This window comes from Pseudorhodoplanes sp. (assembly GCF_059499825.1).
This window is the reverse complement of sequence record NZ_JCABZI010000010.1, coordinates 362,365-377,260: the sequence shown is the minus strand read 5'-3', so window position 1 is coordinate 377,260 and position 14,896 is coordinate 362,365. Positions and strand designations below refer to the sequence as shown.

The 14,896-nt window shown below is 63.9% G+C and carries 14 protein-coding genes; 6 read left to right on the top strand and 8 right to left on the bottom strand.

What is annotated here, in order from left to right; all coding sequences use genetic code 11:
- Positions 1 to 64: 64 nt before the first annotated feature.
- Positions 65 to 1,075, top strand: a complete 1,011-nt coding sequence (locus AC5I5I_RS15515; RefSeq protein ID WP_495974582.1) for an isopenicillin N synthase family dioxygenase — start codon at positions 65 to 67, stop codon at positions 1,073 to 1,075.
- 336 nt (positions 1,076 to 1,411) lie between these two features.
- Here AC5I5I_RS15515 and AC5I5I_RS15510 read toward each other — a convergent pair whose 3' ends face one another.
- From AC5I5I_RS15510 to AC5I5I_RS15500, 3 genes are all read right to left on the bottom strand, one after another.
- On the bottom strand, positions 1,412 to 2,236 hold the full coding sequence (locus AC5I5I_RS15510) for an alpha/beta fold hydrolase (RefSeq protein ID WP_495974580.1): 825 nt from the start codon (positions 2,234 to 2,236) through the stop codon (positions 1,412 to 1,414).
- Positions 2,237 to 2,346: 110 nt separating this feature from the next.
- On the bottom strand, positions 2,347 to 2,562 hold the full coding sequence (locus AC5I5I_RS15505) for a hypothetical protein (RefSeq protein ID WP_495974578.1): 216 nt from the start codon (positions 2,560 to 2,562) through the stop codon (positions 2,347 to 2,349).
- Between the two features lie 21 nt (positions 2,563 to 2,583).
- Positions 2,584 to 3,765 (bottom strand): cytochrome P450, encoded by a 1,182-nt coding sequence (locus AC5I5I_RS15500; RefSeq protein ID WP_495974576.1) that lies wholly within the window; start codon positions 3,763 to 3,765, stop codon positions 2,584 to 2,586.
- Between the two features lie 159 nt (positions 3,766 to 3,924).
- Here AC5I5I_RS15500 and AC5I5I_RS15495 point away from each other — a divergent pair, with 159 nt between their 5' ends.
- On the top strand, positions 3,925 to 5,124 hold the full coding sequence (locus AC5I5I_RS15495) for an MFS transporter (RefSeq protein WP_495974574.1): 1,200 nt from the start codon (positions 3,925 to 3,927) through the stop codon (positions 5,122 to 5,124).
- Between the two features lie 41 nt (positions 5,125 to 5,165).
- Here the strand turns inward: AC5I5I_RS15495 and guaA are convergent, their stop codons facing one another.
- A complete protein-coding gene (gene guaA, locus AC5I5I_RS15490; protein WP_495974572.1) occupies positions 5,166 to 6,728 on the bottom strand; it encodes a glutamine-hydrolyzing GMP synthase in 1,563 nt (520 codons plus the stop codon).
- A gap of 265 nt (positions 6,729 to 6,993) precedes the next feature.
- Here guaA and amaB point away from each other — a divergent pair, with 265 nt between their 5' ends.
- Positions 6,994 to 8,535 (top strand): L-piperidine-6-carboxylate dehydrogenase, encoded by a 1,542-nt coding sequence (gene amaB / locus AC5I5I_RS15485; RefSeq protein WP_495974570.1) that lies wholly within the window; start codon positions 6,994 to 6,996, stop codon positions 8,533 to 8,535.
- 57 nt (positions 8,536 to 8,592) lie between these two features.
- Here amaB and AC5I5I_RS15480 read toward each other — a convergent pair whose 3' ends face one another.
- The 3 genes from AC5I5I_RS15480 to curA all read right to left on the bottom strand — a co-directional run bounded on the left by AC5I5I_RS15480 (position 8,593) and on the right by curA (position 11,524).
- Entirely contained in the window at positions 8,593 to 9,891 is a 1,299-nt protein-coding gene (locus AC5I5I_RS15480) for an RsmB/NOP family class I SAM-dependent RNA methyltransferase (RefSeq protein WP_495974568.1), read from the bottom strand.
- Between the two features lie 25 nt (positions 9,892 to 9,916).
- Positions 9,917 to 10,333: an MAPEG family protein gene (locus AC5I5I_RS15475; RefSeq protein ID WP_495974566.1), complete on the bottom strand. Its 417-nt coding sequence runs from the start codon at positions 10,331 to 10,333 to the stop codon at positions 9,917 to 9,919.
- 177 nt (positions 10,334 to 10,510) lie between these two features.
- Positions 10,511 to 11,524 carry an NADPH-dependent curcumin/dihydrocurcumin reductase gene (gene curA, locus AC5I5I_RS15470; protein WP_495974564.1) on the bottom strand — a complete coding sequence of 338 codons (1,014 nt, stop codon included), beginning with the start codon at positions 11,522 to 11,524 and terminating at the stop codon, positions 10,511 to 10,513.
- 114 nt (positions 11,525 to 11,638) lie between these two features.
- Between curA and AC5I5I_RS15465 the strand changes: the two genes are divergently transcribed.
- The 3 genes from AC5I5I_RS15465 to AC5I5I_RS15455 all read left to right on the top strand — a co-directional run bounded on the left by AC5I5I_RS15465 (position 11,639) and on the right by AC5I5I_RS15455 (position 13,304).
- Positions 11,639 to 12,349: a hypothetical protein gene (locus AC5I5I_RS15465; RefSeq protein ID WP_495974562.1), complete on the top strand. Its 711-nt coding sequence runs from the start codon at positions 11,639 to 11,641 to the stop codon at positions 12,347 to 12,349.
- Positions 12,350 to 12,423: 74 nt separating this feature from the next.
- The gene (locus AC5I5I_RS15460; RefSeq protein ID WP_495974560.1) at positions 12,424 to 12,801 is read left to right on the top strand and encodes a DUF4870 family protein; all 378 of its coding nucleotides are present in this window, start codon (positions 12,424 to 12,426) and stop codon (positions 12,799 to 12,801) included.
- A 149-nt stretch (positions 12,802 to 12,950) separates the two neighbouring features.
- Entirely contained in the window at positions 12,951 to 13,304 is a 354-nt protein-coding gene (locus AC5I5I_RS15455) for a DUF4870 family protein (RefSeq protein ID WP_495974558.1), read from the top strand.
- A 58-nt stretch (positions 13,305 to 13,362) separates the two neighbouring features.
- Here AC5I5I_RS15455 and guaB read toward each other — a convergent pair whose 3' ends face one another.
- Positions 13,363 to 14,871: an IMP dehydrogenase gene (guaB, locus tag AC5I5I_RS15450; RefSeq protein ID WP_495974556.1), complete on the bottom strand. Its 1,509-nt coding sequence runs from the start codon at positions 14,869 to 14,871 to the stop codon at positions 13,363 to 13,365.
- Between the last annotated feature and the right edge of the window lie 25 nt (positions 14,872 to 14,896).

Sequence of the window (14,896 nt, the reverse complement as noted above, 5' to 3'; positions counted from 1 at the left end):
TCCGCAACGATCCTTGCTCCCCGCAACCTCGGCCTGACGCGCCGGACCTTCCGTGGAGAATGTCATGACCAAATCCGCAACCGCAGCGACCTACGACCTGCCCGAACTCAATCTTGAGACCACCTTCGGCGGCATCGGCACCACCAAGCAGCGCGATGTGCCGCGCATCGATCTGAGCAATTTCGAAAAGCGCAAGCACGAGATCGCCGACCAACTCTGGAATGCCTCGACCGAAATCGGCTTCTTCCAGCTCGTCAACCACGACATCCCGCAGGCGCAGATCGACGAGGCCTTCGAGATGACGGCGCGCTTCTTCGACCTGCCGCATGAGGTGAAGGCGAAGCTGCCGCTGCAAAAGGGGACCAACTCGGGGTGGGAGTACAAGAGCCAGGTGCGGCCTTCCACCGGCACGGCCGACAACAAGGAGAGCTACCAGATCACGGTGCCGCGCATGGGCCCGTTGAATCTGTGGCCAGGCGGCGACAACCTGCCGGGTTTCCACGCCACCATGCTGGCGTTCGAGCGCGCCAACTGGGCGCTGGGCATGAAAGTGCTGTCCTGCTTCGCGCTGAAGCTCGGCTTCGCGCCGGATTTCTTCACTGACGCACATGATCCGCAATCGCCAGAGTATCAGAGCACGCTGCGACTGCTGCATTACCTGCCGATGGTGGACGCCAAGCCGGAAGACTTCACCGGCTGGCGCGCCGGCGCGCATACCGACTATGCATGTCTCACGCTTCTGCATCAGCGCAAGGGCCAGGGCGGACTGCAGCTTTGCCCCGGCAAGGAAGCCGGCGAACTGGCCTGGACCGATGTCGAGCCGGAGGACGGTGTTGTCACTTGCAATATCGGCGACATGCTGAAGCGCTGGAGCGACGACAAGCTTCAGTCGACGCTGCACCGCGTGCGCATGCCGCATGCGCATGAATATCTCGGCTCGCGCTATTCGCTGCCGTTCTTCTGCCAGGCAAATTGCAACGCCTTCGTGCAGGGACCCGGCAAGGTCTATCCGCCGGTGACCGCGCATGACTTCCTGCAGCAGCGGATCGCGGCGAATTTCGCAGCGATGGGGTGACCGGGACATGGCCCGCGGCTGCGCCGTCGCGGGCACTCCCTTCTTCTATCCGGGATGAGATCGCGCCGTCGAAGGCCGACCAACGGCTCGCCTTTCTGCTGCCGCAGGAGTGAGGCCGGACATGAGCCGACTCGCAGCCGGTGACCTTGCGCCGCCGATGACGACCGGACCGCGAACATAATCCTCGATCTCGCCGGGCGGAACGCCGACGCGCAGGTCGGCAGTCCCTAGTACCGGCAGCTTGAGCTATGTCCGCGGCGATACCGCGGACAGCCTCCACAGCGCAGGCGCTATGGAGGGTGCCAGCTTGCGCCCTCCATCGCAGGCCATCCTGTCTCAGGCTTTGAAGAAAGCGAGCAGGTCAACGTTGATCACATCCGCATGCGTGGTCGGCATGCCGTGCGGATAATCCTTGTAGGTCTTCAGCGTGCCGTTCTTCAGAAGCTTGGCCGAGAGCGGCCCGGCGGCGACATACGGCACGATCTGGTCGTCTTCGCTGTGCATCACCAGCACCGGCACGTTGATCTTCTTCAGATCGTCGGTGAAATCGGTCTGCGAGAACGCGACAATCCCGTCGTAGTGCGCCTTCGCGCCACCCATCATCCCCTGACGCCACCAGTTCCGGATCACCGGCTCCAGTTTCTCGACGCCCGGTCGGTTGAAGCCGTAGAACGGCCCGGCCGGCAGATCGTAGTAGAATTTCGCGCGGCTGGCGGCGAGCTGCGCCTGCAGATCGTCGAACACCTCCTTCGGCAGTCCGTTCGGATTGGCCGCCGTTTTCAGCATCAGCGGCGGCACGGCGGAGATGATCGCCGCTTTCGCCACGCGCTTCTCGCCATGACGCGCGAGATAATGGACTACCTCACCGCCACCGGTCGAATGCCCGACGTGAATGGCATCCTTGAGATCGAGATGCTCGACCACAGCCGCGAGGTCGTCGGCATAGTGATCCATGTCGTGACCATCCGCGACCTGGCTGGAGCGGCCATGTCCACGGCGATCATGCGCGATGACGCGATAGCCCTTGCCGATGAAAAACAGCATCTGCGCGTCCCAGTCGTCCGCTGAGAGCGGCCAGCCGTGGCTGAACACGATCGGCTGTCCCTTGCCCCAGTCCTTGTAGAAGATCTGCACTCCGTCCTTGGTGGTGATCGTCGGCATGGCTCTGTTTCCCTTGCGCTTGGCAAAATTGACATGAGTCAGTTAGGCCCCTGCGCAAGGTCCGCCAATCATACGAAAGGAAAGGGTGTTCATCCGGACGGAGAGCAGCCTCAAGCGGTTCGTCTGATCGTCACGATCGCGGCGATGGTTGCGAGCAGAAGCGCGGCGATCGGCCCCATGATGAATATGGCCCCCATCGCGCCGCCGCCGTCGCGATCGTGAAGACCGAAATAGTTGGTGGCTGCGATGTACCAGACGACCGGAATCGCCCAGCCGACGATCAAGCCGGCGAGAAAGGCGAGAATGATCTTGAGAAAGCGGGGCATGCCACAGGTCCGATTGCGACGTCAGTGATGACCGGATCGTTCCCATGTCACCGGCAGCCGGGCAAGCCCGCGGAACGCCCAGCCCCCGAAGCGCACCTCCGCGTCACCGGCAAGACGCAGATGAGACAGCCTGGAAAAAATCGTCGGCAGCGCCACATCGGCGATCATGGCGCGCGAGGCGAAGGCGCCGGCACAGAAATGCGGGCCTGCGCCGAAGGCGATGCTCTTCGAGGTATCGCGCCGTACATCGAACCGATCGGGCTTGTCGAAATGCGCTTCGTCGCGGTTGGCCGATCCGTAGAGAAAGAAAATCCGGTCATCAGGTTCAAATTCGATGTCGCGAAAGCGGTGCTGCCTGGCGATCCGGCGCGGCGACATGCCGATCGGTGAAATCCAGCGCGCATATTCCTCGAAGGCCTGCAGCCAGGAGACCTGTCCCGACCGCACCAGCCCCAGTTGGTCAGGATGCGTCAGCAGCGCCCACACCGTCCCGGCGATCGCATCGCGCGGTTCGTTCTGCCCGCCGCTGATCGCAAGCTTGATGTTGGCGCGCATGCTGTCCATGGGCATACCGGATTGCAGCATCACGCTGAGCAGGCTCTGGTCCGGCGCCCTCTTCACGACGGGAAGCATGTCGTCGATCGCCGCATCGATGCCGGCGGTCGCGCCATGGCAGCGCGCCGCGATCTCGGGCACGCCGGTATAATTGGCGATGCCGTCGATCATGGCCTGCGACCACGCATCCATGTCCTGGTAGCGCATGTTGGTCAGGCCGGTGATCGATTTTAGACATTCGGCAGAGAACGGCAGCGCGAAGCCGGCGCAAAAATCGGTCTCGCGCCCCGGCTCGAGCGCGTCCAGAATACGGTCCGCATGCGCCTGGAATTGCGCGGTCCAGTGCGCCTTGACGGTTTTCGGCGAGACTGCGGGAAAGATCGCCTTGCGCTCCGCCAGATGCGCGTCGCCATCCTTGCGCATCAGGTTGACGCCCATCAGCGTGTTCATCAGGCCGCCGGGCTGGTGCGAACTGAAAATCTCGATCTGCTTTTCGCACACAAAGATGTCGTCACGGCATGCGAACACCGTGCCGCCGAGCTGCGGCACGAAGGCGATCGGCGCTTCCTCGCGCAATTTCGCGTAGGCCGGATACGGATCGCGCCAGAGCGCAGCCATGTCGATGTCGAAATGCGGTGCGGTGCTCATGGCGGCTGGATTGTTGCTGACCTCACTGACACCCTATCGTCCCGGGCGCGGCTCGTCACATCGCGGACATACAGCCATAACGTATTGGCGGCTAACACCATGATATGATTGCCGTTTGCAGCGCTGGCGAGCACATGGCTCCTGTCTCAGGAGGGTTGCATGTCCACGCTCTTCGATCGCAGTCATTCGTTCGTCAGACCCGGTGTTGGTCCCGGGCGCCTTCTGACCTTTGCAATGGCTTGTGCGGCCGGGCTCGCCATCGCCAACATCTATTACAATCAACCGATGCTAGGGGTGATCGAGCGTGACTTTCCAGGCGCAACCGCCGGGCTGATCCCGACCGCAACACAACTCGGCTACGCCGCCGGCCTGTTCCTGCTGGTGCCGCTCGGCGACGTCATCGAGCGGCGCAAGTTGATAGCGATGCAGTTTTCGCTCCTGGCGCTCGCGCTCGTCGGCGCGGGGTTTGCACCCAGCGCGTGGCTTCTCGTCGTCGCCTCGATCTTCGTCGGCATTCTGTCGACAGCGGCTCAACAGATCGTTCCCTTCGCTGCACATATCGCACCGCCGGAGCGGCGCGGAGCTATCGTCGGAACCGTCATGGCAGGGCTGCTGAGCGGAATTCTACTGAGTCGAACGGTGGCCGGATTCGTCGCGGTCCACGCAGGCTGGCGCGAAATGTTCTGGCTCAGCGCACCGCTCGCGCTGGCGGTCGGCGCGTGGGCAATGCTGTGTCTTCCGGCAATCGCACCCGAGGCGCGCATCGGCTATCGCACGTTACTCGCGTCGCTACGCCATCTTTGGCACGAGTTTTCCGCATTGCGTCTTGCAGCCGTGACGCAGGCCCTGCTGTTCGGAGCGTTTACGGCCTTCTGGACTATTCTGGCCTTGCGACTTGAACAACCCGATTTTGGGCTGGGCGCCGAAGTCGCCGGTGTGTTTGGCATTGTCGGCGCCGTCGGCATTGTGGCCGCGCCAATCGCCGGGCGGATCTCCGATCGGCACGGTCCACGACGCGTCGTAGTCACGAGCGGCGCACTGGCATTTCTATCCTGGGCGATCTTCGGTCTGTGGACATCGATTGCAGGCCTGATCGTCGGCGTGATCGTTCTCGATCTCGCCGTACAAGGCGCGCTCGTATCCAATCAGCACATCATCTTCGCGCTACGGCCGGAAGCGCGTGCGCGCATCAACACGTTGTTCATGGGATCGATGTTCGTGGGCGGCGCGGCAGGATCGGCGGCTGCAAGCGCGGCCTGGTCCTTCGGCGGATGGAACGCACTCTGCCTCGTTGGCGCCGTACTTACGCTGGCTGCGACGCTTCTGCAATGGCGAGGCAGGGCCGGTTCGCGCAGATAGCGGCCAATACGGCGCTCAGGATCGAGCCGTTGGCACCGTTCTCATTCCCACTCGATCGTACCCGGCGGCTTGCTGGTCACATCATAAACCACGCGGTTGACGCCCTTCACCTCGTTGATGATGCGCGTCGCGACGTGGCCGAGAAACTTCATGTCGAACGGATAGAAATCCGCGGTCATGCCGTCGGTCGAGGTGACGGCGCGCAGGCCGACCACGAAATCATAGGTGCGGCCGTCGCCCATCACGCCGACGGTCTTCACCGGCAGGATCACCGCAAAGGCCTGCCAGATATCGTCGTAGAGCCCGTGACGGCGGATTTCCTCGATATAGATGTCGTCGGCGTAGCGCAGGATATCGAGCTTCTCGCGCGTGATGACGCCGGGGCAGCGGATCGCAAGCCCCGGTCCCGGAAACGGATGGCGGCCGACGAACACATCCGGCAGCCCAAGCTCGCGGCCGAGTGCGCGCACCTCGTCCTTGAACAATTCGCGCAGCGGCTCCACGAGCTTCATCTTCATGCGCTCGGGCAGGCCGCCGACATTGTGGTGCGACTTGATCGTGACCGAGGGTCCGCCGGTGAACGACACGCTCTCGATCACGTCCGGATACAGCGTGCCCTGCGCGAGAAAATCGGCGCCGCCGAGCTTCTTCGCCTCCGCATCGAACACATCGATGAACAGCCGGCCGATGATCTTGCGCTTGGTCTCGGGGTCGTCGACGCCGTCAAGCTCCTTCAGAAACATCTCTTCGGCTTCGACATGGATCAGCGGGATGTTGTAGGAGCCGCGAAACAGCGCGACGACTTTCTCCGCCTCGCCGAGCCGCAGCAGCCCGTGATCGACAAACACGCAGGTGAGCTGGTCGCCGATCGCCTCATGGATCAGCACCGCGGCGACCGACGAATCGACGCCGCCGGACAGCCCGCAGATCACCTTGCCGTTGCCGACCTGCTTGCGGATCTTCTCGATCGCCTCGTCCTTGAAGGCGCGCATGGTCCAGTCGCCGGTGAAGCCCGCGATCTTGCGCACGAAGTTGCGGATCAGCGCCGCGCCATGCGGGGTGTGCATCACTTCGAGGTGAAACTGGGTGGCGTAGAATTTCCGCGCGTCGTCGGCGATCGCGGCGATCGGTGCATTCGGCGAGGTCGCGACCGTGCGGAAGCCCGCCGGCGGCACGGTCACGCGGTCGCCGTGGCTCATCCACACCGGATAGCTCTGGCCCTTCTCCCACACGCCCTCGAACAGCGGCGTATCGTCGGTCACGGTGACCTCGGCGCGGCCGAATTCGCGGTGATGCCCGCCCTCGACCTTGCCGCCGAGCTGCTGCGCCATCGCCTGCTCGCCATAGCAGATGCCGAGCACCGGTACGCCGGCCTCGTAGATTGCGGGCGGTGCGAGTGGCGCGCCCTGCTCGTGGACCGAGGCCGGTCCGCCGGACAGGATCACGGCCTTCGGCTTCATCGCGCGGAAGGCCTCTTCGGCTTTCTGGAACGGGACGATCTCGGAATAAACGCCTTCCTCGCGCACCCGCCTCGCAATGAGCTGGGTGACCTGCGAACCGAAATCGACGATGAGGAGCTTGTCGTGCTGGGGTGCGTGCGCCATGGCGGGTTCTAGAGACGGATTCGGGTGCTGTCGAGACGCGTGAATCAAGGTTTGAGACCGCCTTTGTGGCGTCCGGCCGTTCAAGGGGTAGCGCCAATCGCCTGCAAAACGAGCCATTTCCGGACGATATCCACGCAAATATAGGATCGGCGGAGGCTTTGCCAGCGGCACCTGCCGCCATCTCCGCTCAGAACAGGGGACCGATGACATTCGCGGCCCATTATGCTGCAAGTCGCACTCTCACGACCGCACCGGGACCGGGACCATGACCGCTGCAAAACCTCGAAGCCTTGCCGACGACGCCGCAGCCCTCCTGGCCAGGCTGGGCGTGCCTTTCGACTGCCACCATGGGACGCTGAAGGCCCGTTCGCCGATCACGGGCGAAACCATTGCCGAGCTTGCCGAGACCTCCCCCGACGCTGCCCGGGACGCCATCGAACGCGCGCACGCGGCCTTCCTCGTCTGGCGCAACGTTCCGGCACCCAAGCGCGGCGAACTGGTGCGGCTGCTCGGCGAGGAATTGCGGGCGAACAAGGCCGCGCTCGGCCGGCTGGTGTCGATCGAAGCCGGCAAGATCGTGTCGGAGGGTCTCGGCGAAGTGCAGGAGATGATCGACATCTGCGACTTCGCGGTCGGCCTGTCGCGTCAGCTCTACGGCCTGACTATTGCGACCGAACGCCCCGAACACCGCATGATGGAGACCTGGCATCCGCTCGGCGTCACGGGCATCATTTCGGCGTTCAACTTCCCGGTCGCAGTGTGGTCGTGGAATGCCGCGCTCGCATTGGTCTGCGGCAACAGCATCGTCTGGAAGCCATCGGAGAAGACGCCACTGACCGCGCTGGCGACGCAGGCGCTGTTCGAGCGCGCGCTCGGACGTTTCAAGGCCGAGGGCGGCACCGCGCCGGAGGGGTTGTCCGCGGTGCTGATCGGCGGACGCGCACTTGGCGAAATGCTCGCCGACCATCCGAAGGTGCCGCTGGTGTCGGCGACCGGCTCGACCGCGATGGGCCGTCAGGTTGCGCCGCGTCTGGCGCAGCGCTTCGCGCGCGCGATCCTCGAACTCGGCGGCAACAACGCCGCCATCGTTTGCCCATCGGCCGATCTCGACCTGACGCTGCGCGGCGTCGCTTTCGCGGCGATGGGCACGGCGGGCCAGCGCTGCACCACGCTCCGACGCCTGTTCGTGCATGACTCAATCTATGACCGCTTCCTGCCACGGCTGAAAAGCGCCTATGAATCGGTCGCTGTCGGCAATCCGCTTGAGGCCGGCACCCTCGTCGGCCCGCTGATTGACCGCGGTGCATTCGACGCCATGCAGACCATGCTGGCGGACGCGAAAGCTGGCGGCGCTGTCGTGACCGGCGGGGAGCGCGTCGATGTCGGCGGATGGAAGGATGCCTATTATGTGCGCCCCGCGCTTGCCGAAACCACAGAGCAAACCGATCTTGTGAAGCACGAGACGTTTGCGCCGCTGCTCTGGGTCATGCGCTACAGCGATCTCGAATCCGCGCTCGATCTGCACAACGCGGTGCCGCAGGGCCTTGCCTCCTCGATCTTCACCAACGATCTGCGCGAGGCGGAGCTGTTCCTGTCCGCGCGCGGGTCGGATTGCGGGATCGCCAATGTGAATATCGGTCCGTCCGGCGCGGAGATCGGCGGCGCGTTTGGCGGCGAGAAGGAGACCGGCGGCGGCCGGGAATCCGGCTCGGATTCCTGGAAGGCCTATATGCGGCGCGCCACCAACACCATCAATTACGGCCGGACATTGCCGCTGGCACAGGGGGTAAAATTCGACGTGGGTTAAAGTCTCTTGCGTCGACGCGTTTTCTTCGCGCGAAGTCGGCGCCCGCTTGAAAACGCTTCAGCTTCGCCGCAGCACCGAGATGAAAAAGCCGTCGGTGCCGGTGCGGCGGGGGGTCATGAGAATTCCTGTCTCAGAGACCAGCGCCGCCTTGAGAAACAGAAAACTGCGCTCGCCGAGTGCCGCCGCGACCTGCTCGGGCTTCTCCACGACGAAATCCGGATGCCGCGCCAGAAAATCCCTAATCTGCGCGCCATTTTCCTCATCCAGCACCGAACAGGTGACGTAGGCGATGCGACCATTGGCTTTAAGCGGCGGTACGGCGCGGTCGAGCGCGGCGACCTGATCGCGGCGGCGGATCTCCAGCGCACCGGGGCGCAGCCGCCATTTGGCATCCGGATTACGCCGCCACGAGCCGGTGCCGGTGCACGGCGCATCAATCAGAACGAGGTCGACCTTGCCCGCCAAATCATCAAGGATTTCAGTGGCTCCGCGCGGGGTGCGAACCTGAACATTACGGACGCCGGCGCGCTCCAGCCGGGCGTGGATCGGAGCAAGGCGGCGCTTGTCGGTATCGGTGGCGTAGATCTGGCCGGAATTCTCCATCATCGCGGCCAGAGCCAGCGTCTTACCCCCTGCCCCGGCGCACAGGTCCACGACCTGTTCGCCGGGCTTGGCGCCGGACAAAAGCGCAGCAAGCTGAGAGCCTTCGTCCTGGATTTCGACATGGCCCTTGATGAAGGCCGGATCGGACTGGATCGCCGGACTTTTGGCGTCCGGCGCAACGGGAATGCGCAAGCCCCACGGCGACCAGCTGGTTTGCTCGGGGTTATACTCGCCGAGTTCTGCAGACGCTCTGTCACGGTCGGCCTTGATCGGGTTGACCCGCAGGTCGATCGGCGCGCGCGATGCCAGCGCCGACAATTCCTCGGCCCGCGCCTCGCCGAATATGGTGACGAAGCTTGTATCCAGCCAGTCCGGATAGTCGCCCGCGACATGCGCCGGCGCATCCTGGAGACTGGCCGCAGACAGCCTCTGCCGCTCGCCATCGCTCAGCGGCTCCGGCGCGAAGCGCGCGCCGCTGAACAACGACGCGACCGCATCCACGCCAAGCTCACGCTCCAGCCGCAGCATGCCGAGCATGACCGCGCGCGGTGTGGCCTCACCCATCACATAGGCGCTCGACGCCTTGCGACGCAGCGCATCATAAACCAGGCCGGCAATCGCCGCGCGGTCCCCCGAGCCGGCGAACCGGTGCATCTGCCCCCATTCCTTCAAGGCATCGTTGGCGGGCCGGCGCTTGATCTCGATATCGGCCAGAACCTCGATCGAGGCTGAAATGCGCGCAGCGGGGATCATGTCGTTACGTTCCGCATCAATACCATCACAGCGTGAGGATGCGGACGATGTAGATGATCCACATGATAAAGAGGATGATGACACCGATGCCGAAGAAGGCGCCGCGGATCGGCACGTGATTGGAGGTCACGAACACACCCGCCTGCAGAATGCGCATGACGACGAAGATCCACGCCATCATCACGAACAGCAGGTCGGCCTGCTTGGTGATCAGCGCCAGAATCGTCAGCACATAGAACAGCACCGGGATCTCGAACTGATTGAGATAGGCATTGTGCGCGACGATGGCGTGCTTCGGCCAGTTCGGCTCGCGCGCCGCAATGTCCTGCCAGCGCGTGCCCTCGGCGAAAGCGATCCGGCGTCTGACTGCGAGATGCACGCCAAGCGCGATCGTGAGCAGCACCTGCACGAACAGCGGCAACAGTATCATCTGAACCGACATCTACTTGCTCCGTTCCGCGACACGCACCACTAGTGGAGCGGATTTGACATTCGCACCAACCCGGCGGCGGGCTCGCAAGCGAATGTCAAATCCAAAGCTCCACTAGAATTCAATGCTTGCTAGTGGTCCTTTGATGCAAACATTCGCAAAAAAGTTCGCTGAGAAGGGGTGCGAATGTTAGCATCGGACCACTAGCTTGCCAAAATTCTCGCCGCGCAGGAGCCCGATCAGCGCACGCGGCGCGTTCTCGAAGCCGTCGACGATGTCCTCGCGATATTTCACCCGGCCCTCTTTCACCCATTGCCCCATGTCGCGCAAGAAGTCGCCATGCAATGCGGCGAAGTCGGTCACCAGGAGACCGCGCACCGTCAGCCGCTTGGTCAGGATCATCCGCCACACCGCGGGCAGCTTGTCGGGACCCGGCGGCGGCGCGGTGTCGTTGTAATGCGCGATGGTTCCGCAAACCGGGATGCGGGCGAATGTATTCAGCAGCGGCAGCACCGCGTCGAGCACGGGACCGGCAACATTCTCGAAATAGACATCGATGCCGTTGGGACAGGCCGCAGCAAGCCGGCCCGGCAGATCCGGCGCGCGATGGTCGATGCAATCGTCGAAGCCGAGCACGTCCTTCACGTAGCGGCATTTGTCCGCGCCGCCGGCGATGCCGACCGCGCGCAGGCCCTTGATCTTCGCAATCTGTCCGACCACCGAGCCGACCGCTCCGGATGCCGCCGCGACCACGAGCGTTTCGCCCGCCTTCGGCTGGCCGACTTCGAGCAGGCCGGCATAGGCGGTCATGCCCGGCATGCCGAGCACGCCAACGGCGGTTGAAATCGGCGCCAGATCCGGATCGACCTTGCGCAGCGATGCGCCGTCCGACACCGCATGGGTCTGCCAGCCGGTGCGGCCGAGCACGATGTCGCCGACGCTGAAAGCCGGATTGCTGGATGCGACGACTTCGCTGACGGTGCCACCCTCCATCACCCCGCCGACGGGAACCGGGGCGGCGTAGGATTTCGCGTCGCTCATGCGTCCGCGCATATAGGGGTCGAGCGAGAGATAGAGCGTGCGCAGCAGCACCTCGCCGGCGCCGGGCGCAGGAACGGCAAAGGTCTCCAGCCGCAGGTCCGCTTCCTTCGGTTCGCCCAAAGGGCGCGAAGCAAGGACGAATCGGCGAGCCTGATCGGGCATGGTGATCTCCGGACGCGCTCTTTAGACCATGTCCGATAGAATTGAAATTGAACCGTTGCGAAGGTCAAAGCGACCAATGGTTCCAGCATTCATTGCTGACCGGACGATAATGCCATGACCGAAGCGGGCATCCCGCGCACCATCGCGATCCTGCTGCTTGCGATGATCGTCGCCACCGCCGGGGGCGTTGGTGGCATGCAACTCGGACAATCGCTGAGCTACGCGATCGCCTGGCTGACCGACCACGACATTGCCGAACTAAAGGACATGCTGATCTCGAGCGCGATCGCCGGACTGGCCATCGGCGCCGCCGCAGGCTTCTGGATCACAGTGGCACTCGCCCCGATCCAGCGCTGGGTCCAGCGCAGCGCGCTCGCGGTCCTCGTGATCTCGGTCCTGGGCGGAAGCGCCATGATGGTTGCGGCTTATGACTGGCCAAAAAGCACAGGCCACCCGGTCGTACGCTATGAACTGCGGCTGCCGCCCGGCGTCGCGCTACCGCCTGTCGGTGAAATACGGCTGGCACAATGGCAAGGCAAATCAGGGCACGGCATTTATATCGACCGGACCGGAATTGTCGACGGACGAGCGCAGATTGCAGGCGACTTTGCGATCGACCGCCACAGCAAGGGCTCCGACATGGCGCTTGGTTGGGCACCGAATGTCGAATCCCGCTGGCGCATCCCCTATACGGGCGATTCGGCGCTCGAGACGCAATTCGGCCCCTGGCAACGGATCGAATTCCTGCCCTCGCCGCGCGAGGGTGTCATGCCGCTACCCGCGGGCGAATACCTCATCCGCTATCGCGTCCGCCGATACATGTGAACGTCGCGTCGCTCCGATAGACACTGCGTTCCGTGGCCGTTAGCCTCGAACGTGCCTTGCCGCGAGGAAATGACATGTCGGTCCAGGAGCCGCCTCAACAACAGTTTCCGGAGCCGGTCCCGTCTACGGAACAGCGCAACTGGACCATGGCGGTCTGGCTGCTTTATCTCGGCGGCCACATCACCGTGGTGACGGTCATCGCGGGCCTGATCATCGCCTACATGAAGCGTGACGCCTTTGCGGGCACGCCCTATCAATCGCACATGGTCTCGGCGATCCGGACGTTCTGGATCAGCCTTGTGGTCGGGCTGGTCGGGATCCTTCTCGTTATTGTCGGGGTCGGCATTTTCATCCTGATCGGGCTCGTCATCTGGACAATTTTCCGATGCGTGCGCGGGCTGGTCCGGGCCATCAACGGCCAGCCGATCGACAATCCGACCGGGTGGTTGTGAGCGGATCGGTGATCGTGCGCTCGCGGAAATGTCACATTCGGGCACTGGCGGTTCTGCCACATGCTGATACATGAGGCTCGCCCTTCGACAGACCGCCTGCATGGGCGGGCGTTGGCGCGGGCTGCGACGCGATCTCGCGCGGAGGCACGATGACGGCCCAGAACCCGGTGAAACCCTGTGAGGAGCGCAATGCGGCCATCGCCGTGTGGCTGCTTTACCTTGCCGGCTGCTTCACGCTGTTCACGTTTTTCCTCGGACTCGGCCTCGCCTATCTGAAGCGCGTCCAGTGCGGCGGCTCGCCCTACGCCTCGCACATGACGTCGGCGATCTATACCTTCTGGATTGGCGCGTCGGTTGGCCTGATCGGTTTCTATCTCAGCTTTTTCAGTATCGGCATTCCGATCGTCGTCGCGGTCGCGGCCTGGCTGCTGTTTCGCTGCCTGCGCGGCCTGGTCCGCGCGCTGAACGGCGAACCGATCGACGACCCGACGGGCTGGATGTGATCCTTTGGATGGCGCCGCGCGTGAGGTCATCCTCCCCTCAGGAGAGGGATAAGACAGCCTACGCCCGTCCCGGATAATTGGGGCTCTCGCGGGTGATGGTCACATCGTGGACATGGCTCTCGCGCAGGCCCGCGCTGGTGATCTTCACGAAGGTCGCCTTGTTGTGGAGCTCGTCGACGGTCGCGGCACCGACATAGCCCATCGCCGCGCGAAGCCCGCCCGCCAGTTGATGCAGTACGGTTGCGGTCGCGCCCTTGTAAGGCACCTGCCCTTCGACGCCTTCCGGCACCAGCTTCAGCGTATCCTTGATGTCCTGCTGGAAATAGCGGTCGGCGGAGCCGCGCGCCATCGCGCTGACCGAGCCCATGCCGCGATAGGTCTTGTAGGAGCGGCCCTGATACAGGAACACTTCGCCCGGGGTCTCGTCGGTGCCGGCGAGCAGCGATCCGACCATGGCGCAATCGGCTCCGGCCGCGATCGCCTTTGCAAGATCGCCCGAATACTTGATGCCGCCATCGGCGATCACCGGCGTGCCGGTCTTTCGCGCCGCCTCGACCGCATCCATGATCGCGGTGAGCTGCGGCACGCCGACGCCCGCCACGATCCGCGTCGTGCAGATCGAGCCCGGCCCGATGCCGACCTTGATCGAATCCGCGCCGGAATCGATCAGCGCCTTGGCGCCGTCAGCGGTTGCGACATTGCCCGCGACCACCTGAACCTTGTTGGATTGCCGCTTGATGCGGTTCACCGCCTCCAGCACATGCCGCGAATGGCCGTGCGCGGTGTCGACCACGACTAGATCGACGCCCGCCGCCATCAGCCGTTCGGTACGGTCGAAGCCCTTGTCGCCGACCGTAGTGGCGGCAGCGACGCGCAGACGCCCCTGCTCGTCCTTGCAGGCATTCGGATTGGCGACGGCCTTCTCGATATCCTTCACGGTGATCAGGCCGACGCAGCGATAATCGGTATCGACTACCAGCAGCTTCTCGATGCGGTGCTGATGCAGCAGCCGCTTGGCCTCGTCCTGGCCGACATTCTCGCGCACGGTGATGAGCCCCTCATGGGTCATCAACTCCGACACTTTCTGCGACGGATCGGTGGCAAAGCGCACGTCGCGGTTGGTCAGGATGCCGACCAACTTGCCGGCCTTTCCGTTGCGTCCGCCGCCCTCCACCACCGGGATGCCGGAGATGCCGTTCTCGTTCATCAGCGCGAAGGCGTCGGCGAGCGTGGCGTCGGGTGCGATGGTCAGAGGATTGACCACCATGCCGGATTCGAACTTCTTGACCTGGCGCACCTGGGCGGCCTGCTCGTCCGGATCGAGATTGCGGTGGATCACCCCGATGCCGCCAGCCTGCGCCATGGCGATCGCCATCCGCGCCTCGGTGACGGTATCCATGGCCGAGGCCACGATCGGGATGTTCAGGGAGATGTCGCGGGTGATGCGCGAGCGGATGTCGACTTCGGACGGCAGCACGTCCGACAGTCCCGGCTGAAGCAGGACGTCGTCGAAGGTCAGCGCCTCTCGCGGGGCGCCGTTCAAATTATGCGAATTGGGGTTTGCCATTGCCATACCTAGCGACGGATTCGGG